Source organism: Pantoea sp. S-LA4, assembly GCF_054482835.1.
The window spans coordinates 2539681-2562731 of the sequence record NZ_JBTLRC010000002.1 but is presented as its reverse complement, the minus strand read 5'-3'; the positions used below and the strand labels follow the sequence as shown (position 1 = coordinate 2562731).

The 23051-nt window shown below is 58.2% G+C and carries 24 protein-coding genes; 18 read left to right on the top strand and 6 right to left on the bottom strand.

Annotated features, from left to right (window positions below; genetic code table 11):
• The first annotated feature begins 83 nt into the window (after positions 1-83).
• Positions 84-527, top strand: a complete 444-nt coding sequence (locus ACX3P5_RS12705; protein WP_336755658.1) for a rhodanese-like domain-containing protein — start codon at positions 84-86, stop codon at positions 525-527.
• A gap of 1 nt (position 528) precedes the next feature.
• On the opposite strand, the gene flk is transcribed toward ACX3P5_RS12705, so the two are convergent.
• From flk to ACX3P5_RS12685, 4 genes are all read right to left on the bottom strand, one after another.
• Positions 529-1566 carry a flagella biosynthesis regulator Flk gene (flk, locus tag ACX3P5_RS12700; RefSeq protein ID WP_233987508.1) on the bottom strand — a complete coding sequence of 346 codons (1038 nt, stop codon included), beginning with the start codon at positions 1564-1566 and terminating at the stop codon, positions 529-531.
• Positions 1567-1680: 114 nt separating this feature from the next.
• Complete coding sequence (locus tag ACX3P5_RS12695; protein ID WP_233987509.1) at positions 1681-3186, bottom strand: tripartite tricarboxylate transporter permease; 1506 nt, start codon at positions 3184-3186, stop codon at positions 1681-1683.
• A 10-nt stretch (positions 3187-3196) separates the two neighbouring features.
• Positions 3197-3628 carry a tripartite tricarboxylate transporter TctB family protein gene (locus ACX3P5_RS12690; RefSeq protein WP_336755657.1) on the bottom strand — a complete coding sequence of 144 codons (432 nt, stop codon included), beginning with the start codon at positions 3626-3628 and terminating at the stop codon, positions 3197-3199.
• A gap of 12 nt (positions 3629-3640) precedes the next feature.
• A complete protein-coding gene (locus ACX3P5_RS12685) occupies positions 3641-4621 on the bottom strand; it encodes a Bug family tripartite tricarboxylate transporter substrate binding protein (protein WP_233987511.1) in 981 nt (326 codons plus the stop codon).
• Between the two features lie 120 nt (positions 4622-4741).
• On the opposite strand from ACX3P5_RS12685, the gene tctD reads away from it, so the two are divergent.
• Together tctD and ACX3P5_RS12675 are read left to right on the top strand one after the other, a co-directional pair.
• A complete protein-coding gene (gene tctD / locus ACX3P5_RS12680; RefSeq protein ID WP_458968796.1) occupies positions 4742-5413 on the top strand; it encodes a transcriptional regulator TctD in 672 nt (223 codons plus the stop codon).
• The gene (locus tag ACX3P5_RS12675; protein ID WP_233987513.1) at positions 5404-6792 is read left to right on the top strand and encodes a sensor histidine kinase; all 1389 of its coding nucleotides are present in this window, start codon (positions 5404-5406) and stop codon (positions 6790-6792) included. Before tctD ends, ACX3P5_RS12675 begins: the two co-directional genes overlap by 10 nt.
• On the opposite strand, the gene ACX3P5_RS12670 is transcribed toward ACX3P5_RS12675, so the two are convergent.
• Positions 6773-7672 (bottom strand): DMT family transporter, encoded by a 900-nt coding sequence (locus ACX3P5_RS12670; protein WP_458968795.1) that lies wholly within the window; start codon positions 7670-7672, stop codon positions 6773-6775. The genes ACX3P5_RS12675 and ACX3P5_RS12670 overlap by 20 nt on opposite strands.
• A gap of 97 nt (positions 7673-7769) precedes the next feature.
• Between ACX3P5_RS12670 and ACX3P5_RS12665 the strand changes: the two genes are divergently transcribed.
• The 15 genes from ACX3P5_RS12665 to hisP all read left to right on the top strand — a co-directional run bounded on the left by ACX3P5_RS12665 (position 7770) and on the right by hisP (position 21915).
• Entirely contained in the window at positions 7770-8549 is a 780-nt protein-coding gene (locus ACX3P5_RS12665) for an AraC family transcriptional regulator (protein WP_458968794.1), read from the top strand.
• 55 nt (positions 8550-8604) lie between these two features.
• Positions 8605-9738, top strand: a complete 1134-nt coding sequence (gene pdxB / locus ACX3P5_RS12660) for a 4-phosphoerythronate dehydrogenase PdxB (RefSeq protein WP_458968793.1) — start codon at positions 8605-8607, stop codon at positions 9736-9738.
• 103 nt (positions 9739-9841) lie between these two features.
• Positions 9842-10849 carry an aspartate-semialdehyde dehydrogenase gene (locus ACX3P5_RS12655; RefSeq protein ID WP_233987517.1) on the top strand — a complete coding sequence of 336 codons (1008 nt, stop codon included), beginning with the start codon at positions 9842-9844 and terminating at the stop codon, positions 10847-10849.
• A 2-nt stretch (positions 10850-10851) separates the two neighbouring features.
• Positions 10852-11655: a tRNA pseudouridine(38-40) synthase TruA gene (gene truA / locus ACX3P5_RS12650; protein WP_336755653.1), complete on the top strand. Its 804-nt coding sequence runs from the start codon at positions 10852-10854 to the stop codon at positions 11653-11655.
• Between the two features lie 28 nt (positions 11656-11683).
• Positions 11684-12346: a DedA family protein gene (locus ACX3P5_RS12645; RefSeq protein ID WP_233987519.1), complete on the top strand. Its 663-nt coding sequence runs from the start codon at positions 11684-11686 to the stop codon at positions 12344-12346.
• Positions 12347-12495: 149 nt separating this feature from the next.
• The gene (gene accD, locus ACX3P5_RS12640) at positions 12496-13410 is read left to right on the top strand and encodes an acetyl-CoA carboxylase, carboxyltransferase subunit beta (protein ID WP_336755652.1); all 915 of its coding nucleotides are present in this window, start codon (positions 12496-12498) and stop codon (positions 13408-13410) included.
• Between the two features lie 94 nt (positions 13411-13504).
• Positions 13505-14773 (top strand): bifunctional tetrahydrofolate synthase/dihydrofolate synthase, encoded by a 1269-nt coding sequence (gene folC, locus ACX3P5_RS12635; RefSeq protein ID WP_233987521.1) that lies wholly within the window; start codon positions 13505-13507, stop codon positions 14771-14773.
• Positions 14763-15509, top strand: a complete 747-nt coding sequence (gene dedD, locus ACX3P5_RS12630) for a cell division protein DedD (protein WP_458968792.1) — start codon at positions 14763-14765, stop codon at positions 15507-15509. The genes folC and dedD overlap by 11 nt, the downstream gene beginning before the upstream one ends.
• A gap of 265 nt (positions 15510-15774) precedes the next feature.
• On the top strand, positions 15775-16260 hold the full coding sequence (gene cvpA, locus ACX3P5_RS12625) for a colicin V production protein (protein WP_031376251.1): 486 nt from the start codon (positions 15775-15777) through the stop codon (positions 16258-16260).
• 37 nt (positions 16261-16297) lie between these two features.
• On the top strand, positions 16298-17815 hold the full coding sequence (purF, locus tag ACX3P5_RS12620) for an amidophosphoribosyltransferase (RefSeq protein WP_233987523.1): 1518 nt from the start codon (positions 16298-16300) through the stop codon (positions 17813-17815).
• Positions 17816-17926: 111 nt separating this feature from the next.
• A complete protein-coding gene (locus tag ACX3P5_RS12615) occupies positions 17927-18496 on the top strand; it encodes a UbiX family flavin prenyltransferase (protein ID WP_336755650.1) in 570 nt (189 codons plus the stop codon).
• Positions 18497-18755: 259 nt separating this feature from the next.
• Positions 18756-19538, top strand: a complete 783-nt coding sequence (gene argT, locus ACX3P5_RS12610) for a lysine/arginine/ornithine ABC transporter substrate-binding protein ArgT (protein WP_233987525.1) — start codon at positions 18756-18758, stop codon at positions 19536-19538.
• A 196-nt stretch (positions 19539-19734) separates the two neighbouring features.
• The gene (locus tag ACX3P5_RS12605; RefSeq protein ID WP_233988139.1) at positions 19735-20424 is read left to right on the top strand and encodes a histidine ABC transporter permease HisQ; all 690 of its coding nucleotides are present in this window, start codon (positions 19735-19737) and stop codon (positions 20422-20424) included.
• Positions 20417-21133, top strand: a complete 717-nt coding sequence (locus tag ACX3P5_RS12600) for an ABC transporter permease (protein ID WP_233987526.1) — start codon at positions 20417-20419, stop codon at positions 21131-21133. The genes ACX3P5_RS12605 and ACX3P5_RS12600 overlap by 8 nt, the downstream gene beginning before the upstream one ends.
• An 8-nt stretch (positions 21134-21141) precedes the next feature.
• Complete coding sequence (hisP, locus tag ACX3P5_RS12595) at positions 21142-21915, top strand: histidine ABC transporter ATP-binding protein HisP (RefSeq protein WP_233987527.1); 774 nt, start codon at positions 21142-21144, stop codon at positions 21913-21915.
• A 160-nt stretch (positions 21916-22075) separates the two neighbouring features.
• Here hisP and ACX3P5_RS12590 read toward each other — a convergent pair whose 3' ends face one another.
• Entirely contained in the window at positions 22076-22975 is a 900-nt protein-coding gene (locus tag ACX3P5_RS12590) for a TIGR01777 family oxidoreductase (RefSeq protein WP_233987528.1), read from the bottom strand.
• Positions 22976-23051 lie beyond the last annotated feature (76 nt).

Sequence of the window (23051 nt, the reverse complement as noted above, 5' to 3'; positions counted from 1 at the left end):
GTCTTATCCGGTAAGCAAAATCGGTCTCAGAGAGCAGTCCACTTTGCCGTAAACTGCGGGCACACCACAACAGGAGAATCATAATGTCATCGGTATTACGTATTCCCGCCGCCACGCCGCAGCAGAGCCTCGATTATTTACAGGCAAAACTCGCTTATTACACCGATGCCTGGGATCTGGCGGAAGATCTGGCGCAGCGCCAGCCTGAGATAGTGGTGATTGATGCGCGCGCCACCGCGGTCTACCGCGCGGGTCATATCTGCGGGGCGATCAGTTTTCCCCATCGTGAAATGGATGCGGTCAGCACCGCGCAGCTTGATCGCAGCAAAGTCTATGTTACCTACTGTGACGGGATTGGCTGTAATGGTTCGACTAAAGCGGCGTGGAAACTGGCTGCGCTGGGCTTTCAGGTAAAAGAACTGATTGGCGGGCTGGATTTCTGGAAGCGCGACGGCCATCCGCTGAGCTGGGGAGATGCGCCGGGCGAGTGGCCAGTGGCCGCGCCCGACGCCGCCTGTGGCTGTTAACTCACAGTACCAGCCAGAAGATAAACAGTACCAGCAGTACCACGGCTATCCCCAGCATCGGGCGTTTTGCCAGCGGTTGCAGCGGTTGCGGCAGTGAGGTAACAAACGGCGACCAGATTGGCTGCGGCTTGATCTCGCTGGCAGCCAGCGGCTGTTCGTGGATCTTTTCGGCGCGACGGCTGAACAGGAAGTTCAGCAGATCCTGAGTCTGAGTCACGGTCAGCACCGTTTGCGGTGTCGCCTGGAAACGCTGCTGGCTGTAATCCTCCAGCAGGCGCTGCTCATGCTGATCGAGCGGCTGCTTCAGCGACGCTTCCAGCAGTTGCAGCGTCGGCGCGCTGTGCTGACTCAGGGTCTGGCGCACCTGCAGATACTGCGTCAGCAGCGGGAAATGACGCGACGGGATCGGATCGCCGCTGGTCAGGTTCACCAGCTTCAGCGCTGCGGTCCAGAGTTTACCGGTCGATTCCCCGGTGGCGGCGGCGAGGCGCACCACCTGCTGATTCAGGGTCTGATGCTCGGCGGGTAACAGGCTGCGATCGCTGACGCGGGTCTGCTGCGGCTGTGGAATCGCCATCTGACCGTTCTGCAGCATGGTCAGGACCTGACGCAGCTGATCCTGGCTGAGCGCGCTCAGTACCGTCTGACCAAATTGCTGACGAATGAAATCGCTGACTGCCTGGCGATTATTGCCTTTCGGCAACAGATCGGTGAGCTGCGTCATCAGCTGACGGGTTGCATGACCGGTCTGCGCCTGGGTCAGGCGGGCATTCAGGTACTGCTCTGCCGCCGGAAAATGGCGCGACTGCAGCTCCGCTTCACTCTTAACGCCCACTTCATGACGCACGCCAGCCCACAGCTCAGGCGCTTTCAGATTACTGAGCGAAAGAATACGCACGATCAGACGTTCTAACGTGGTGCGCTGGGCAGGGGAGAGTGGCTGCTCACCCGCCACCGAACCGGGACGCGTCGCGCCGGTTTGCGGATTGACAGATGAACGATCGCCGACCGGCACACCGGGGCCGCTGAGAGGTTGCATGGCGGATTCCTTGGGGAAAACAGAACAGCGTGGGGTGCGCCGGAAAATGAATGCGCCATGATAGCAAAAGCCCCCGGGAAATCCCACGGGGGCGCACGCGTTTCGGCGGGAGATTTACTCTTCTGCCAGCTTCAGACGATGACGACGCCAGCGTTTCCAGATTGGCGGCACAACCAGCACGGCAATCGCCAGCACCAGCAGCACTTTGCAAATCAGGCTTTCCCACAGGATGACCATATTTCCGTTGCTGATCGACAGCGCACGACGCAGGTTCTGCTCCAGCATTTCACCCAGCACAAAGCCCAGAATTAACGGCGACATCGGAAAATCCATCTTACGCAGGATATAACCGAAGATCCCCAGCCCGACCATCAGCAGCAGATCGAAGGTGGTGCTGTGTACCGCGTAAACGCCAACCGCTGAGATGGCGGCGATGGCCGGCACCAGGAACCACAGCGGAATGGTCAGCATACGGGCGAAAACGTTGATCATCGGGATGTTCATGACCAGCAGCATCACGTTGCCGATTAACAGCGCGGCAATCAGTCCCCAGACAATATCCGGCTGCTCAACAAACATCGCCGGTCCCGGCGTGATGTTATACAGCGTTAACGCGCCGACCATCACCGCGGTCGTGCCCGAGCCAGGGATCCCCAGCGTCAGCATCGGGATAAAGGAGCCACAGGCGGAGGCGTTGTTTGCTGCTTCCGGCGCGGCCACACCGCGAATATCACCTTTACCAAACTGATCGCTGCCGCTGATCTTCTTCTCGGTCATATAGGCGATGGCGCTGGCAATGGTTGCACCGGCACCCGGCAGTACCCCGACGAAGAAACCGATGAAAGAGGAACGCAGCGTGGCGCCGGTGACCATTGCCGCTTCTTTCATATTGAACATCATGCGACCGCTGGCCCGTACCGCTTTCTGTCCGCCGCTGGTCGACTCCAGCATCAGCAGAATTTCGCTGACCGAGAACAGGCCAATCACCACCACCACAAACTGAATACCGTCGGAGAGATGAACGCTGTCAAAGGTAAAGCGGTAGACGCCGGTATTGGCATCGACGCCCACCGTGGCCATTCCCAGCCCAATCAGCGCGGCGAGGAACGATTTCAGCGGGTTATGGCTCATCATGCTGCCAAGACAGGCGATGGCGAATACCATCAGGGCAAAATATTCCGCCGGACCAAACGCCAGCGACCAGCTTGCCAGCAGCGGAGCGAACAGAATAATGCCGATAATGGCGATGGTGGAACCGATAAAGGAGCTGACCGCCGAAATCGACAGGGCAACGCCCGCCTTGCCCTGTTGCGCCATCGGATAGCCATCCAGCGCGGTCATGATCGCACCGGCATCCCCCGGTACGTTAAGCAGAATAGACGAGATACGTCCGCCATATTCACAACCGATATAGACCGTGGCCAGCAGAATCAGCGCCGATTCCGCCGGTAAGTGCAGCGCAAAAGCCAGCGGCATCAGAATCGCCACGCCGTTAATCGGGCCAAGACCCGGCAGCAGGCCGACAATGGTGCCGATAAAGCAGCCAATCAGGGCGATCAGCAGGTTCTCTGGCGTCATGGCGACGGCAAAGCCCTGCATTAAAAAGGACCAGGTATCCATGATGCTCTCCTTAACTCAGCCAGCTGCCGACCGGAAGGGTCACTTCCAGCAGGCGATCAAAGGCATAAAACAGCGCACTGCCCATCACTATCCCGGCCAGCGCCGCTGCCCACCAGCGCGCGCCAAACAGCAGACCGATGCCGAAAGTCAGCAGGGTGGTACAGATAGCAAATCCCAGCGTTTCAAACAGCCAGCCATAGAGCATCATCATCAGCGCCAGCGCCACCAGCCGTTTCAGCGTACTGGCGGGCGGCCAGTGAATGGTGTCGGGTTTGCGAAACAGCATCAGCAGGGCACAGATCGCCATCAGGCCGAGGATCGCCATCGGGAAGGGCCGTGGCCCCACCGGTTCATAGCTGTATTCGCTCTGGATTTGCCAGGCTACCACCATGCCGCCGAGGCACAGCGCCAGCCACAGGCCTGCAAAAATACGATCGCTCATCGCATGCTCCTGTTATTTGGCCAGGCCAAATGATTTCGCCTGCTCACGGTAATCCGACACCTGCTTTTTCACGTAGCTGTCGAGCTCCTGGCCAAACATATTGAATTCGAACAGGCCGCGCATATCACGCTGCTTTTTAAATTCCGGGGTATCCACCATTTTTTTGAACGCCTGCTCCCACCACTGGTAATCGGCGTCGCTGACTTTCGGGCCGAGGTAGTAACCGCGGATGACCGGCCAGACGATGTTGAAACCTTGCTCTTTGGCGGTAGGCACCTGCGCCAGCTGGCCCGGCAGACGCTGCTCGGACATCACCGCCAGCACCCGCATTTTGCCGCTCTGCAGATGTGGCACCATTTCACTCATGTCGCCGGAGACCACCTGAATATGATTGCCGAGCAGTGCAGTCACCGGCTCACCGCCGCCTTCAAAGGCGACATAGCGCATCTTGCGTGGATCGATACCCGCTTCGCGCGCCAGCAGGGCGGTTTTCATCCAGTCCTGGCTGCCGATAGACGCGCCGGCACCAACGACTACTTTGGTCGGGTCCTCTTTCATTGCCGCCATCAGTTCACCCAGGGTTTTCCACGGCGCATCGTCACGCACCGCCACCATGCCGTAGTCGGTTCCTACTGCTGCCAGCCACTTCACATCGTCCACCGAGTAGCGGCCAAATTTGCCCTGCGACAGGTTCAGCAGCGAGCCGCCCGAGAAGGCGACTACCGTGCCAGCTTCAGCCGGGCGTTGGGCAATAATCGCGTTGTAGGCAACCGCGCCGACGCCGCCGGGCATGTAGGTGACGCGCATCGGCGTCTCAATCTGTTTGGTTTCCTGTAGCGAAACCTGCAACAGCTTACAGGTGAGGTCAAAACCTCCACCCGGTTTGGCCGGTGCAATACATTCAGTGCGGCCTGGACCCTCGGCGGCGATTGCAGCAGGCACCATCAGCGCCAGCAAGGCGGTGGTCAGGGCGGTATGGATTATTTTTTTCATCGGAGGCTCCATTCATTCTTCCAGAGTGTGATTGCTGCCGAACTATTGGCGTTACCGAATTGTTAAAACAATTACCTTTCATTTACCTTTCACTGCCCGGATTTAATGACAGGATGTGATATGCGTCTCTTACTGGTGGAAGATACGGCTGACCTGGCGCGCTGGCTGCAGAAAGCGCTGACGCAAAAAGGCTTTGCCGTTGACTGGGTAGCTGATGGCGTTGCCGCCGATCACGCCCTGCAATGTGAAGCCTATGCGCTGGTGGTGCTGGATGTCTCGCTGCCGCGCATCGATGGGCTGGAAGTGCTGACGCGGTTGCGGCGGCGCGGACAGAGCGTGCCCGTTTTGCTGCTGACGGCGCGCAGTGCGCTGGACGATAGGGTGCGCGGCCTGAACCTCGGGGCGGATGACTACCTGACCAAGCCTTTCGAACTGGATGAACTGGAAGCGCGACTGCGTGCGCTGCTGCGGCGCAGCCAGAGCCAGGCCGCGCAAACGCAGTCGCTGGGCCAGCTGGTGCTGGATGGCGAAGGCTATTTCCTGCTGGGTGACCGGCCGCTGGCGCTGACGCCGCGTGAATCGAGCATTCTGACGACGCTGATGCAGCGCCACGGCCGGCCGGTTTCCCGTCAGCATCTGTATGAACAGACTTTTAGCCTGGCGGATGAGGCCAGCCCGGAGAGCATTGAGCTCTATGTCCATCGGGTGCGGAAAAAACTGGCGGGCAGCGATGTCGCCATCGTGACGCTACGCGGACTCGGCTACAGCCTGGAAACGCTGGCGTGCGGCTGATTCATTCGCTACGCGGCGAACTGCTCGCCTGGCTGGGTCTGCCGCTGCTGCTGCTGTGGGCGCTGTCAGTTTATACCCATTATCAGAGCGGGCTGGCGGCCGCCAATCAGGCTTACGATCGCTCGCTACTGGCCTCGGCGCGCACCGTGGCAGAACGGCTGGTGGTGCGCCAGCATCATCTGGAGGTGGATGTCCCCTGGGTGGTGCTCGACAGTTTCGAACGTAACATGAATGATCAGCTGTTTTATCAGGTGATCTCCCCGCAGGGAAAGACGCTGTCCGGTTATGACGATCTGCCGCCGATCCCGCCCGCCAGTAAAATGTCGACCGCTTATCCGGCGCTGGTGCACTTTTATGATGGACGCTATCACCAGCACCGTATTCGGGTCGCGGCGCTGTGGCAGCCGGTGAGCGAGGCGGGCGTTGACGGCATGGCGCTGGTGCTGGTGGCGGAAACCGTCAACTCCCGGCAGGAGTTTGCCCGCGGGCTGATGCGTACCGCGCTGATCAGCCAGAGCGGGCTGGTGCTGATGACGCTGCTGCTGGCCAGCCTGATGCTGCGCCGGGTGTTACGCCCGCTGCGGCGGCTGTCACGGATTGTCTTGCAGCGCGACGGCGGAGAATTAACCCCGTTGCCCTCGCTGCCGTGGTCAGAACTGCAACCGCTGATCATCGCCTTTAACCGCTATCTGGAGCGTCTGCGCGGCCTGCTGGCGCGTCAGGATCGCTTCAGCGCAGATGCCGCCCATCAGTTGCGCACGCCGCTCACCATCCTCAAAACCCAGGTGAGCGTAGCGCTCAGCAGTGAACGGCCCGAGCAGTGGCAGGAGAGTCTGCTGGGTATGCGTCATACGCTGGATGAGACCATCTTACTCACCGATCGGCTGCTGCAGCTGGCGCGTATCAAGGCGCGTCACGGTGAAGATAAGCCGATGATGCGGGTCGATCTGGCGGTCATCGTGCGTGAAGCCTGCCTCAGTCGCTACACGGCGGCGCGCACCCGGCAAATCGATCTCGGCTATGAGGGCGAGGAGAGCAGTCAGGTGATCGGGGATGGTGTGCTGCTCGGCGAGCTGTGCGCCAACCTGCTGGACAACGCGATTAAATATACTCCGCATCAGGGTATCGTTACCGCGCGGGTGGTAGCGGGAAAACTGGAGATTGAGGACAGCGGACCGGGCATTGACGGAGCAGAGCAGTTGAAAGCGCTTCAGCCCTTTCAGCGGCTGGATAATGTCGGAATGCAGCCCGGTGCCGGAATCGGGCTGGCGCTGGTACAGGATATCTGTGCCTGGCATGGTGCCAGTATGCAGCTGGATCGCAGCCCGCAACTGGGCGGGCTGCGCGTGACGGTGCGGTTTACAACCGACGCAGGCTGACGGGCTTAGGCCGGGTCAGCGGGGTGCGCAGCCACTGGGCCAGCATCACTCCGAACAGCGTCAGGCCGCCGCCAATCCAGTGATAGCTGTGCAACTGCTCATGCAGAAACATCACCGCGATCAGCGCGGTAAACACCGGGATCAGATTCATAAAGATGCTGGTGGTGCTGGCTCCCAGATGCTGTACGCCGTGGATCCACAAAAACGGCGCGATGATTGAGGCAAACAGACCGGCAAAGGCGACCAGCGGCAGATTGTGCCGGTTCAGCGCCACCTCAGGTGCCAGCAGAAAGCCAGGCAACAGCAGTACGACACCGAATAAAATCTGCACATAGAGGCTGTGCCAGATCGGCAGCGGCAGCGCCCAGCGCCGGGTCAGCACGCCATACAGCGCATAGGCGGCAGAGGCGGCCAGCATCAGCAATTCGCCTTTGCCCAGGCCCTGATGCAGCAACTGCATCACATTACCTTCACTCACCAGCCACACCAGGCCAATGAACGAGATAATGCTGCCGAGCAGGATGCCAAGCGTCGGAGCGATCCGCAGGATCACCACGCTCAGCAGCACCGTGAGCAGCGGGATCAATGCGCCGATAATCCCCATAAACAGCGCGCTGACGCTCTGGGCCGCATAGTAGGCGAGGCTCTGATATAGCACCATGCCCAGCAGGCCAAGGATCAGCAGCCGCCAGAGATGCGGCCGGATCGCCTGACGCGTCCGCCAGATACCGGGCAACACAAACGGCGTCAGCACCAGCAGCGCCAGCAGCCAGCGATAAAAGGAGATCGCTGCCGGATCGATTGCCGTTGCCGACAGCTTGCTGACAATCGAGTTGATCGACCAGATCAACACCGCGAACAGCGGATACAGGAAAAACATGCTCACTCTCCACAGGCTAAGATGAGGCGCAGTGTACGCTTGTCCGGATTTATCCAGATAGTTAATATCAGACAAAATTAATCGCTCTCCGGACATAATGACCTTACAGATTACCTACCAGCCGCCGCTGGACGCACCGCAGCTGCACTACTTCATGCGTTTCGAACAGGCCAACGCCCATACCGAATATCTGCCGCATACTCATGACTGGGGCCAGCTGATCTTCGTAAAAAGTCATGTGCTGGAGATGCGGGTGGAGGGCGAGCGGTTGCTGACGCCGGCCGATATCCCGGTGTGGATCCCGCCGGGTCACCGGCACAGCAGCTATAACCATCGTCAGGCGCAGTTCCGCACCTTTAATCTCGCCGCCGCGTTATGCAGCGGCCTGCCGCAGCGCGCCTGTCTGTTAATGGTCGATCCAATTGTTCACGCCATCATGGATGAGTTTGCCAGCCAGCAGATTGAGCAGCCGGTCACCGAAGCGCAGTGGCGGTTATGTGAGGTGCTGCGCGATCGCCTGCCGCTGGCGCAGGTGCAGGAGAGCTATCTGCCGACCTCAACCGATAAATTCCTGGCACCGGTGCTGCACGCGCTGGAGGCTAATCCGGGCGATAACACCACGCTGGCAGGCTGGGCCGCGCGGGTTTTTACCACCGAGCGGACGCTGGCGCGGCGCTGTCAGCAGCAGCTGCATATGACCTTTGGCGAATGGCGACAGCGGCTGCGTTTTCTGCGCGCCATTGTGCTGCTGGAGCAGGGCGCCAGCGTGCAGAGCATCGCCCATGATCTCGGCTACAGCTCCGCATCGGCGCTGATTGTGATGTTCCAGCAGCAGGCCGGCACCACGCCGGATCGTTACCGCGCGCGGTTAGGCTAACGCGTCGCTTTGTGCCAGAATAATGGCCTTTATTGCAACAGACAGGAAAGCCGTGGTGAAGATTCTCGTCGATGAAAATATGCCGTATGCCCGTGAGTTGTTCAGCCGTACCGGAACAGTAGTGGCGGTACCGGGTCGTCCATTGCCGGCGGCGGAGCTGGCCGATGCCGAGGGTCTGATGGTGCGGTCGGTGACCCAGGTGAATGAAGCGCTGCTGGCCGGTAAGCCGGTGAAGTTTGTCGGCACCGCCACCGCCGGCACCGACCACGTCGACGAAAACTGGCTGCAGCAGGCGGGCATTGCCTTTTCAGCCGCGCCGGGCTGCAACGCCATCGCGGTGGTGGAGTATGTCTTCTCCTCGTTGCTGCTGCTGGCGGAACGTGACGGTTTCCAGCTGCGTGACCGCACCGTCGGCATCGTCGGTGTCGGCAACGTCGGCGGACGGCTGCAAAAACGGCTGGCGGCGTGGGGCGTTAAAACCCTGCTGTGCGATCCGCCGCGTGCCGACCGCGGCGACGAAGGCGAATTTCACTCGCTGGAGACGCTGGTTGAGCAGGCGGATATTCTGACCTTCCATACGCCGCTGTTCAAATCGGGGCCGTATAAAAGCTGGCATCTGGCGGATGCGGCGTTACTGATGGCGCTGAAGCCCAACACCATTCTGATCAACGCCTGTCGCGGCCCGGTGGTCGATAACGGCGCGCTGCTGGAAGTGCTGAAGATGCGTACCGACCTCAGCGTGGTGCTGGACGTCTGGGAGCCGGAGCCGGATCTGTCGCTGGCGCTGCTCGATAAGGTGGATATCGCTACGGCGCACATTGCAGGCTATACCCTCGAAGGCAAAGCGCGCGGCACCACCCAGGTATTTGAAGCCTGGTGTGACTTCATTGGTCAGCCCCAGCAGGTGCCGCTCAGCAGCCTGCTGCCGGTGCCGGAATTCAGCGACATCACCCTGAATGGCCCGCTGGATCAGGCAACGCTGAAACGGCTGGTGCATCTGGTGTATGATGTGCGCCGCGATGATGCGCCCCTGCGAAAAGTGGCGGCTCAGCCTGGCGAATTTGATCGCCTGCGTAAGCAGTATCAGGAGCGCCGCGAATGGTCCTCGCTGCAGGTCTGCTGCGATGACGCCGCAACCGCTGAGATGCTGACCCATCTGGGTTTTAACGCAACGCTCTCTTCCCGATAGTTCGTGCCCTGGCACGACGGCCTGCGGGCAGGGAAAAATCCGAATCCCTGGGCGGTGAGATCACCGCCTTCTGTTTTTATGTCATTGTCTGGAGTAAACCAACATGTCTGACGGCTGGAATATTGCGCTACTGGGCGCGACAGGCGCAGTAGGGAACGCTGTACTGGAATTGCTGGCGGAACGCCAGTTCCCGGTTGGTGAATTGTATCTGCTGGCCAGCGAAAACAGCGCCGGTGAGATTAAACGTTTTGAAGGCCGCTCGGTGCGAGTCGAAAACGCGGCGGAATTTGACTGGTCGCAGGCGCAGCTGGCCTTTTTCGTTGCCGGTCGCGATGCCTCGGCCCGTTTTGCTGATGACGCCGCGAACGCCGGTTGCTTAGTGATCGACAGCAGCGAGCTGTTTGCACTGGAACCTGACGTGCCGCTGGTGGTGCCCGATGTGAATCCGCAGGTGCTGGCCGACTACCGCAACCGTAACATCATCAGCGTGGCGGATAACCTGGTCAGCCAGTTGCTGACCGCCATCAAACCGCTGATGGATGCGGCTGGCTTAGGCCGGTTACAGGTCACCAATCTGATCTCCGTCTCCAGCTACGGCAAAGTGGCGGTGGATGCGCTGGCCGGTGAGAGTGCCCGGCTGCTGAACGGCATCCCGGCGGATGAACACCACTTTGGTCGCCAGCTGGCGTTTAACCTGATGCCACAGCAGGCTGATGCGGAAGGCAGCGTAGAAAGCGAGCGTCGCCTGGTCGATCAGGTGCGTAAAGTCCTGCAGGATGAAGGTTTACCGATCGCGGTCAGCAGCGTGCAGGCCCCGGTTTTTTACGGCAATGCGCAGATTGTGCACATTGAAAACCTGCGTCCGCTCGCGGCTGAAGAAGCGCGTGCGGAACTGGCGCTGGTGTCAGACATCTCGCTGAGCGAAGAGGATTCAGTCCCGACACCGGTCACCGATGCCTCCGGCAACGGCGCGCTGAGCATCGGCGGCGTGCGAAACGATTACGGCATCCCGGAGCTGCTGCAGTTCTGGTCAGTGGCCGACAATATCCGCTTTGGCGGCGCGTTGATGGCGGTGAAAACGGCTGAGAAACTGGTTCAGGAGTACCTGTAACCATGTCCGACGGTCAGACGCAAAAACTGGCGCTCGGCATCGAGTATGACGGCAGCCGCTATTACGGCTGGCAGCGTCAGCAGGAAGTGCGCAGCGTGCAGGAGAAGCTGGAGCGCGCGCTGTCAAAAGTAGCCGATCATCCGGTCAGCGTGTTTTGTGCCGGACGCACCGATGCGGGCGTCCACGGCACCGGACAGGTGGTGCATTTTGAAACCACTTCGCAGCGGGCGGATGGGGCCTGGACACTCGGCGTGAACGCCAATCTGCCGGCAGATATCGCGGTACGCTGGGTGAAAGCGGTGCCGGATGAATTTCATGCCCGTTTCAGCGCCACCGCCCGACGCTATCGCTATCTGATCTACAATCAGCGGCTGCGTCCGGCAGTACTGGCGCAGGGCGTGACCCATTTTTATCATCCGCTGGATGCTGAAAAGATGCATCGCGCCGGGCAGTGCCTGTTGGGGGAGAATGATTTCACCTCGTTTCGCGCCGTGCAGTGTCAGTCGCGTACCCCGTGGCGCAACGTGATTCACCTGAATGTGACGCGTCAGGGGCCGTACGTGATTGTTGATATTAAAGCCAACGCCTTTGTGCATCACATGGTGCGCAATATCGTTGGTAGCCTGATGGAGATAGGCTGCGGCAATCAGCCGGAGTCATGGATGGCAACGCTGCTGGCGGCGAAGGATCGGACATTAGCCGCAGCCACAGCCCGGGCAGAAGGGTTGTACCTGGTGGCGGTGGATTACCCATCCCACTTTGCGTTACCACAGCCGTCGATGGGACCGTTGTTCCTCGCGGATTAATTCACTTTAGGGCTTAAAAGGGCGCGTTATGGAGTTTATCCATTTTCTGGTTGATTTTATTTTGCACATTGATGTGCATCTTGCCGAACTGGTTGCGCAGTACGGTATCTGGATTTACGCTATTTTGTTCCTGATTTTGTTCTGCGAAACCGGTTTAGTGGTGACGCCCTTCCTGCCCGGTGATTCGCTGTTGTTTGTCGCGGGCGCACTGGCGGCGCTGCCTGGCAACGATCTCAATGTGCATCTGATGGTGGCGCTGTTAGTGGTGGCGGCGATCCTGGGTGATGCGGTCAACTATACTATCGGCCGTCTGTTCGGCGAGCGGTTGTTCAGCAACCCGAACTCAAAAATTTTCCGTCGCAGCTATCTGGATAAAACCCATGCGTTTTATGCCCGTCACGGCGGTAAAACCATTATTCTGGCGCGCTTTGTGCCGATTGTTCGTACCTTTGCGCCGTTTGTTGCCGGTATGGGCCACATGTCCTATCGTCACTTTGCGCTGTTCAACGTCACCGGCGCGCTGGCCTGGGTCCTGCTGTTCTCCTATGCCGGTTACCTGTTTGGCGATCTGCCGGTGGTACAGGAAAACCTGAAGCTGCTGATCGTCGGCATTATTCTGGTCTCGGTATTGCCGGGCGTGATTGAAGTCTGGCGTCATCGCCGCCAGGCAAAGCAGCAGAAGCAGCCCTGAACGGCAGCTTCGCTCAGGGGTAAGACCAGATTTTTATCCACAGTCTGAACGGGTTGTGGTTTAATGAGCGACATTTACCGTCTGCTGAAGCGGTTTTCAGCAGTATCAAGACGACTGGACCAGGTCAGTTTTAAACAGAAAGGTCATCAATGAGCTGGATTGAACGCATTCTTAATAAAAGCAACGTTACGCCTGCGCGCCGCGCCAGTATCCCGGAAGGGGTCTGGACCAAGTGCGACAGCTGTGGCCAGGTTCTCTACCGTGCCGAGCTGGAGCGTAATCTTGAAGTCTGTCCGAAGTGTGACCATCACATGCGTATGCACGCCCGTGAGCGCCTCGGCAGCTTCCTCGATCAGGGCACCCTGGTTGAGCTCGGCAGTGAACTGGAACCCAAAGATCTGCTGAAGTTCCGCGACTCGAAAAAGTACAAAGATCGTCTGATTGCTGCGCAAAAAGCGACTGACGAGAAAGATGCGCTGATCGTGATGAAAGGCCAGCTGCATGGTATGCCGGTTGTGGCGGCCGCCTTTGAATTTGCCTTTATGGGCGGTTCAATGGGTTCAGTAGTGGGCGCTCGCTTTGTGCGTGCGGTTGAGCAGGCACTGGAAGATAATTGCCCGCTGATCTGTTTCTCCGCCAGTGGCGGGGCGCGTATGCAGGAAGCGCTGATGTCGCTGATGCAGATGGCGAAAACCAGCGCCGCGCTGGCTAAAATGCAGGAGCGCGGTCTGCCTTATATTTCGGTACTGACCGACCCGACCATGGGCGGCGTGTCAGCCAGTTTCGCCATGCTGGGCGACCTCAACGTGGCGGAACCGAAAGCGCTGATTGGCTTTGCCGGTCCTCGCGTAATCGAGCAGACCGTGCGTGAAAAACTGCCGCCGGGCTTCCAGCGCAGTGAGTTCCTGATTGAAAAGGGCGCGATTGATATGATCATTCGCCGTCCGGAAATGCGGTACAAACTGGCAAGCCTGCTGGCGAAAATGATGAACCTGCCAGCACCGCTGCACGATGGTGAAGAGTCTGCCCCGGCGACGACTCAACCGGAGAGCAACGAGGCCTGACAGGAGATAGAGAGGCGCGCCCGTCGCGCCTTTTACCAATGCACCGTATACCTCAGCCTCCGTCTGCCGGGTATAAATAAGCAAAACGGGACATATGGACAATCTTCACCTCCCTCAAGCCACGTCGCCTTTGGCCACGTGGCTTTATTATCTTGAGCACCTGCATACTCAGGCCATCGAACTGGGCCTGGATCGTATTCGCCAGGTGGCGCAACGTCTCGACCTGCTGAAACCGGCTCCCTTCGTCTTCACCGTCGCCGGTACCAACGGCAAAGGCACCACCTGTCGCACGCTGGAAACGCTGCTGATGGCGGCTGGCTATCGCGTTGGCGTCTACAGTTCGCCGCATCTGGTGCGCTATACCGAACGGGTACGGGTTCAGGGCCAGGAGCTGAGCGAAGCACAGCACTGCGCCAGTTTCGCCGACATCGAAGCCGGACGCGGTGACATCTCTCTGACCTATTTCGAATTTGGCACCCTGTCAGCGCTGAAGCTGTTTCAACAGGCGCAGCTGGACGTAGTGATCCTGGAAGTGGGTCTCGGCGGACGGCTCGATGCCACCAATATTGTGGATGCGGATGTCGCGGTGGTCACCAGCATCGCACTCGATCATATCGACTGGCTTGGCCCGGATCGGGAAAGTATTGGTCGTGAGAAAGCGGGCGTTTTCCGGGCCGGTAAACCGGCGGTAGTGGGTGAACCTGATATGCCGCGCAGTATTGCGGCGGTGGCCAGTGAAAAGGGCGCGGCGCTGCTGCAACGCAATCGTGACTGGTCTTACCGTGAACAGCCGGAAAGCTGGTCGCTGCGTGACGCGCATGGCGAGCTGAACGATCTGCCGCTGCCGCAGGTACCGCTGCCGAATGCAGCGACGGCGCTGGTGGCGCTGCGCGCGTCCGGGCTGCAGGTCAGTGAAGCGCAGATCCGCGCCAGCCTGCCGTTAGCCATGCTGCCGGGTCGCTTTCAGACCCTGAGTGAATCGCCACGGGTGATTCTGGACGTGGCGCATAATCCGCACGCGGCGACCTATCTGGCGTCACGCCTGGCGACGCTGCCAAAAACCGGCAAGGTTCATGCGGTGGTGGGTATGCTGCATGACAAAGATATTGCCGGCACGCTGGCGGCGCTATCACCGGCGGTGGATCGCTGGTACTGCGCGCCGCTCGACGGGCCTCGCGGGGCCACCGCGGCGCAGCTGCTGGAATGGCTGCCGCAGGGCGAGGCATTCAGCACGGTAGAACAGGCCTGGCAGCAGGCGCGCCAGCAGGCGCAGCCGCAGGACATTGTGCTGGTGTGTGGTTCGTTCCACACCGTGGCACAGGTCATGGAATCGATTGAAACGGAGAAAGGGCGTGGCAAGTAAGTTTCAGAACCGTTTAGTCGGCACCGTTATTCTGGTCGCCGTCGGCGTGATTGTATTGCCGGGGCTGCTGGACGGGCAGAAGAAGCACTATAAAGAGGAGTTCGCTGCCATTCCGCTGGTACCGAAACCGGACGATCAGCAGGACAGCGAGATGGTGCCGCCGGTGACCCAGACGCTGCCCGCGCAGCCGCCGGAAGGTGCCGGTAATGCGGTCAGCAGCAGCAATGGCAAAACCAGCGCACCGGCTGATCAGGGACGGACCAGACCGGCAGAAGAGAGCGAGCCCGCCGTGGTCACGCCACCGCCGGTCCATCAGTCAACGCCAGTGCAGGTGAAACCCAAACCGGTCGAACAGCCAAAACCGAAGCCGGTTGAGCAGCCGAAGTCAAAACCGGTCGAACAGCCAAAACCGAAACCGGTTGAGCAACCCAAACCGGTAGAGCAGCCGAAGCAGACTGAGCAGCCGAAAGCCGCGGAACCCGTCGCGCCTGCGGGTCAGGCCTATGTGGTTCAGCTGGGCGCACTGAAAAATGCCAGCAAAGTGAATGAGATTGTCGCGCAGCTGCGGCTGTCGGGTTATCGCGCCTTTACCGTGCCGTCAACGCCGGTACAGGGACAGATCACCCGCATTTACGTCGGACCGGACGCCTCAAAAGCTAAAATGCAGAGTGCAGTCGGCGAGCTGAAAGGCATCTCCGGACTGGGCGGTGTGGTGAAGCCATACAGCGCGCGCTAACCCTGGCGATTGGCGCTGCCGATAACAGTAACAGGCAGCGCCTTTAGCGCCTTAGCACAGGCGGCTAACGTGGCGAAACGGGTAAAAAAATGATGATTTTCAACGGGCTGACCGTTAGGGAATCAACCAGGCGACGAAGGTTTTTTTCATCGCCTTTTTTATGGATGCAGAACAGGAAAACCGCTACGCAAACGTTTTCTTTTTCTGTTAGAATGCGCCCCGAACTGGATGCAGGGGTGCAATGGCACTGGCGCTGGAAGAGTTCATGATCTGGATTGATTACGTCATTATTGCGGTAGTTGGTTTTTCGGCTCTGGTCAGCCTGATCCGTGGGTTTGTCCGGGAAGCCTTATCTCTTGTTACCTGGGGATGCGCGTTTTTTGTCGCCAGTCATTACTACGCCTACCTTGCAGTCTGGTTTACAGGGTTTGACGACGAACTGGTTCGTAACGGTATCGCCATTGGGGTGTTGTTTGTCGCCACCCTGATTGTCGGTGCGATTGTGAATTACGTGATCGGCTCGCTGGTGGAAAAAACCGGCCTGTCGGGAACCGACCGGGTGTTGGGCGTCTGTTTCGGGGCGTTGCGTGGTGTGCTGATAGTAGCCGCTTTGCTGTTCTTCCTCGATACTTTCACCGGCTTTTCAAAAAGTCCGGACTGGCAACAGTCTCAACTCATTCCCGAGTTCAGTTATATAATCAGGTGGTTTTTCGATTACCTGAAAAGCACGTCGAGTTTTTTACCCCGGTGATGCGACCGGGAGTGCGGCTTAATGAGGAAATGACAACATGTGCGGTATTGTCGGTATCACCGGTTTCATGCCGGTCAACCAGTCGATCTATGACGCGTTAACGGTGCTCCAGCACCGCGGGCAGGATGCCGCAGGCATTTGTACTATCGATGCGCTGAAGTGCTTCCGTCTGCGTAAGGCCAATGGCCTGGTCAGCGACGTTTTCGAAGCACGCCACATGCAGCGTCTGCAGGGCAACATGGGGATTGGTCACGCGCGTTATCCTACCGCGGGCAGCTCAAGTGCCTCTGAAGCGCAGCCATTCTACGTAAACTCGCCGTACGGTATCACGCTGGCACATAACGGTAATCTGACCAACGCCCACGAACTGCGTAAGCATCTGTTCGAAAAAGGCCGTCGTCATGTGAATACCACCTCAGATTCTGAAATTCTGCTGAATATTTTTGCGCAGGAGCTGGATCGCTTCCAGAACGATCCGCTGGAAGCCGACAATATTTTTGCTGCCGTCGCGGCGGTGCACCAGCAGGTGCGCGGCGCCTATGCGGTGGTGGCGATGATCATCGGTCATGGCATGGTGGCGTTCCGCGACCCGAACGGCATCCGGCCGCTGGTGCTGGGCAAACGCGTAATTGCGGATGGCCGTACCGAATATATGGTCGCCTCGGAGAGCGTGGCGCTGGATACGCTGGGGTTTGAATTTATCCGTGACGTTGCGCCGGGTGAAGCGGTCTACGTCACTGAGCAGGGTCAGCTCTCGACCCGCCAGTGCGCCGAAAACCCGAAAAGCAATCCCTGCCTGTTCGAGTACGTCTACTTTGCCCGTCCCGACTCTTTCCTCGACAAGATTTCGGTCTACAGCGCCCGTGTCCGTATGGGTACTAAGCTGGGTGAGAAAATTGCCCGTGAGTGGGAAGATCTTGATATCGATGTGGTGATCCCGATTCCGGAAACCTCGACCGATATCGCGCTGGAAATTGCGCGCATTCTCGATAAACCCTATCGTCAGGGCTTCGTGAAAAACCGTTACGTTGGTCGTACCTTTATCATGCCGGGTCAGCAGTTGCGCCGCAGCGCTGTGCGCCGCAAGCTGAACGCTAACCGCGCCGAGTTCCGGGATAAAAACGTGTTGCTGGTGGATGACTCCATCGTGCGCGGCACCACCTCTGAGCAGATTATTGAGATGGCGCGTGAAGCTGGTGCGAAGCGGGTTTACCTGGCGTCAGCGGCACCGGAAATTCGTTTCCCGAACGTCTATGGCATTGATATGCCTAGCGCCACCGAGCTGATTGCTCACGGGCGTGAAGTGGAAGAGATTCGCCAGCTGATTAAAGCCGATGCGCTGATTTTCCAGGACCTCGACGATCTGATCGAAGCAGTGCGTGAAGAGAACCCGGATATTACCCAGTTTGAATGTTCGGTGTTTAACGGGGTTTACGTGACAAAAGATGTCGATCAGCAGTATCTGGAGTATCTTGAATCGCTGCGTAATGATGATGCTAAAGCGCTTCAGCGGCAGAATGAAGTTGAGAACCTCGAACTGCACAACGAAGGCTAAGCGCCAGCGTTAAAGCAGAGAAAGCAGGGCGGGAGCAATCCCGCCCTGTTTGTTTTCAGAAATCGCCTGGCCGCGTTATGATGGTGCATCCGGATACAGCAAGGTTGGAATATGAAACGACTCATCATTGGCATCTCTGGCGCCAGCGGGGTGATTTATGGCGTGCGTATGCTGCAGGTTTTGCAGCAGGTCGATGAGGTGGAAACCCATCTGGTGATGAGCCAGGCGGCGCGTCAGACGCTGGGGCTGGAGAGTGATTACTCACTGCGTGACGTGCAGGCGCTGGCCGATGTGGTGCATGACGTGCGCGATATTGCAGCAAGCATCTCATCAGGATCGTTTAAAACCCTGGGAATGGCGATTTTGCCGTGCTCAATGAAGACCCTGTCCGGCATTGTCCACAGCTACAGCGATTCGCTGCTGACCCGTGCGGCTGACGTGGTATTAAAAGAGCGGCGCAGGCTGGTTCTGTGCGTGCGGGAAACACCGCTGCACGTTGGCCACCTGCGCATGATGACCACCGCGGCCGAGCTGGGCGCGATTATCATGCCACCGGTACCGGCGTTTTATCATCGTCCTGAAACCATTGAGCAACTGGTTGATCAAACGGTTAATCGGGTCATCGATCAGTTTGATATCGAATTGCCAGAGGATTTGTTCACGCGCTGGCAGGGTGCATAAAGTTCCGCTGGCGCACTTATTTAGTGCATAAGCGCGCCTCGGATCACTCTTCGTGCATTTGATGCACCAAAAGTTAACATCATCGCTTTTTCTCTTTTACTTCACTGTTATATTCCCCTGACAAACTCAGCGTTTTCGGCTGTCCCACGTCACGCTAAGTGCGCGGATAACTTGCAGAACTGGCATGAAACATGCAAATTACTTTGCGCAAACACATCACGAACCACATAACAAAAAGCACTTCACTTGAGGGTAATCTATGAAAAAGCGTGTTCTGGCTCTTTCCCTGATGCTGGGTTTATCCAGTGCTGCCAGCGTATTTGCGGCGGTGCCAGGTTCAATCCGCATCGGTACAGATCCAACCTACCCACCGTTTGAGTCAAAAAACGCGCAAGGGCAGTTAGTGGGCTTTGATATCGACCTCGCTAACGAAATCTGTAAACGCATTCATACCCAATGTACCTACGTTGAGAGCGACTTCGACGCGCTGATCCCTTCGCTGAAAGCGAAGAAGATTGACGCCATCATCTCTTCTCTTTCGATCACAGCAAAACGTCAGGAAGAAATTGCCTTCTCGGAAAAACTCTACGCCGCCAACGCGCGCTTAGTGGCACCGAAAGGTTCAAAAATCGAGCCGACGATTGAGTCGCTGAAAGGCAAAAATATCGGCCTGTTACAGGGGACTACGCAGGAAACCTACGCCAACCAGAACTGGCGGCCAAAAGGCGTCAACGTGACGCCGTATGCCAACCAGGATCTGGTCTATCAGGATCTCAATGCCGGGCGAATTGATGCCGCGTTCCAGGACGAAGTCCAGGCGAGCGAAGGGTTCCTGAAGCAGCCGGTTGGTAAAAACTACGCGTTCGCCGGTCCGGCAGTGAAAGATGACAAAATCTTCGGCGTCGGTACCGGTATGGGGCTGCGTAAAGATGACAGCGAACTGAAAGCCGCCATCGACAAAGCCTTTGCTGAGATGCGTAAAGATGGCACCTACGACAAGATTGCGAAGAAGTATTTCGACTTTAATGTGTACGGCGACTAACCATCCTGTCGCTCTGCCGACTGATTGCTGAGGTGAGCGGACCGGATGCAGGTGCAGCAATTGCCGACAGCGGTCGGCGTTGTTGTCACTGGCATTGACCGGCCTGCTGACATCCGCAACGACCTGGCTGAGCAAAGCTGCCCGCGCACTACTGGCGGGCAGCGTTCCGTTTCCACCGCACGACAGGACCCTTTCGATGCTGTATGGCTATTCTGATGTAATTCTTCGGGGCACGCTGGTGACGCTGGAACTGGCGCTGACCTCAGTGGTACTGGCAGTGCTGCTCGGCCTGATCGGGGCCGGTGCCAAACTGTCCCGTAACCGACTGCTGGCGATGATTTTTGAAGGCTACACCACCCTGATTCGCGGTGTGCCGGACCTCGTTCTTATGCTGCTGATCTTCTACGGTCTGCAGATTGTGCTCAATCAGGTGACCGACGCGCTGGGTCTGGCCCAGTTTGATATCGACCCGATGGTCGCGGGTATCATCACGCTCGGCTTTATCTATGGTGCTTACTTCACTGAAACCTTTCGCGGCGCCTTCATGGCGGTGCCAAAAGGGCAGATCGAAGCGGCAACCGCCTTTGGTTTCACCGGTTCACAGGTGTTCCGCCGCATACTGTTTCCGGCAATGATGCGCTATGCGCTGCCGGGCATTGGCAACAACTGGCAGGTTATCCTCAAGGCGACGGCGCTGGTCTCCCTGCTGGGGCTGGAAGATGTGGTGAAAGCCACTCAGCTGGCCGGTAAAAGTACCTGGCAACCGTTCTACTTCGCGATTGTGGCGGGCGTCATTTATCTGGTCTTCACCACGCTGTCGAACGGCGTGCTGTGGTGGCTCAACCGGCGCTACACGGTCGGCGTGAAGAGGGCGAGTTATGATTGATATCATTCAGGAATACTGGAAATCGCTGCTCTGGACCGACGGTTATCGCTTTACCGGCGTCGCCATTACGCTGTGGCTGCTAATCCTCTCGGTGGTGATCGGCGGAACGCTGGCGATCCTGCTGGCGATTGCGCGGGTTTCGCCGAACCGGTTTATCAGTTTCCCGGTCTGGTTGTTCACCTATGTGTTTCGCGGTACGCCGCTCTACGTGCAGTTGCTGGTGTTCTATTCGGGGATGTATACGCTGGAAATTGTTAAGGGCACCGAACTGCTGAACGCTTTTTTCCGCAGCGGACTGAACTGTACCTTGCTGGCGTTTACCCTGAATACCTGCGCTTACACCACCGAAATTTTTGCCGGTGCGATCCGCTCGGTGCCACACGGTGAAATTGAGGCAGCGCGGGCCTATGGCTTCTCTACCTTTAAACTCTATCGCTGCATTATTCTGCCGTCGGCGCTGCGCACCGCGTTACCCGCTTACAGCAACGAAGTGATTTTAATGCTGCACTCCACTGCGCTGGCGTTTACCGCTACGGTACCGGACTTGCTGAAAATCGCGCGAGATATTAACTCGGCGACCTATCAGCCGTTTACCGCGTTCGGCCTGGCCGCAGTGCTGTACCTGATCATTTCTTACGTGTTAATCAGCCTGTTCCGTGTTGCGGAACGCCGCTGGCTGGCTCATGTAAAACCCTCTTCATCGCATTGAGTAGAACTATGGCTGACAATAAATTAAGCGTCACCGAATTGCATAAACGTTACGGTGAACATGAAGTGCTGAAAGGGGTCTCGTTAACCGCCAACGCGGGCGATGTGATCACTATCATTGGATCGTCCGGTTCGGGGAAAAGTACCTTTTTACGCTGCATCAACTTCCTCGAAAAACCGAGCGAAGGCACCATCGTGGTCAACAATCAGCAGATCAACTTAGTCCGCGACAAAGATGGTCAGCTCAAGGTAGCGAACAAAGAGCAGCTGCGCGCACTGCGTACCAGCCTGACCATGGTGTTCCAGCACTTTAATCTGTGGAGCCACATGACGGTGCTGGAAAACGTTATGGAAGCGCCGATTCAGGTGCTGGGACTGAGTAAAGCGGAAGCGCGTGAACGGGCGATCAAATATCTCGATAAGGTCGGGATTGATGCGCGGGCACAGGCGAAATATCCGGTTCATCTCTCCGGCGGTCAGCAGCAGCGCGTGTCAATTGCACGCGCGCTGGCAATGGAGCCGGAAGTGCTGCTGTTTGATGAGCCAACTTCAGCGCTCGATCCGGAACTGGTGGGCGAAGTGCTGCGCATTATGCAGAAACTGGCGGAAGAGGGGAAAACCATGGTAGTGGTCACGCACGAAATGGAATTTGCCCGCCACGTCTCCAGCCACGTCATTTTCCTGCATCAGGGCAAGATCGAAGAACAGGGCACGCCAGTGGAGCTGTTTGGCAGCCCGAAGAGTGCTCGTCTGCAGCAGTTCCTGAAAGGCTCGCTGAAGTAACGCTGCGCCCGCGTGTGGCTGATGCGGGCCAGGTCATGAGGTGCGGCTGACGGTAGCGCACAGGCTGCGCGTTATCGTCAGCGTTGACACCGCTTCGCCAGACGGCACCGGCTGACGGTGCTGCGCCTGCACGCCGGTGATGATTCGCCGATCGCGTTCGTTAATGCTTCACCACATCCTGCAACGCCTGCTGTAAATCATACCAGCGGAAAGTAAATCCCGACGCCTCCAGCCGTTTCGGTATCACATGCTGTCCACCCAGTACCAGCACGGCGGATTCCCCCATCATCAGTTTGATGGCGCTGGCGGGCGTGCGCATAAAGGCCGGACGGTGCATCACCCGCCCCAGAATGGCGGCAAACTGCTCATTGCGTACCGCGTAAGGCGCGACCATGTTGAATGGGCCGCGCAGATCGTCATGATCCAGCAGCCAGATAATCGCGCTGAGCATATCGTCAAGATGGATCCACGGCATATATTGCTTGCCGCTGCCGATCGGCCCGCCGATTCCCAGCTTAAACGGCAGCTTCATTTTGCTGAGCGCACCGCCCTCGGCAGCCAGCACCACGCCGGTACGCAACAGGCAGACGCGGGTGCGATCGCTTTCGGCCGCGAGCGCCAGCTGCTCCCAGCGCGCGCAAAGTTGATGGGTAAATTCGTCGTGTCCGGGGTCCTCTTCGGTCAGCACCACATCGCCGCTGTCGCCGTAAAAACCGGTTGCCGAGCCGGAGATCAGCACCGCCGGCGGCGTGGTGCTGGCGTTGATCAGTGAGGCGATCTGTTCCGTGATCTGCCAGCGGCTTTCGCATAACTGCTGCTTATGCGGTTCAGTCCAGCGTTTGTCGGCAATGGGCTCGCCCGCCAGGTTGATCACCGCATCAACATTATTGAGATCGGACTGTTGCGACAGCCCTGACCAGAGCGCCACGCCTTCGCCCAGTTTTTCACGCGCGCTCACCACGTCACGCGTCACTACACTGATCTGGTGACCGAGCTGTTGCAGGCGAGGAATCAGATGACGACCTATCAATCCCGTTCCACCGGTAATAAGAATGTGCATGTTGCGGCTCCCTTGACGTTGTTGTTATTTATTCTCTTCAGCATAGAAGAGTAAGGCCAGTGTGAGGTGAGTCGCG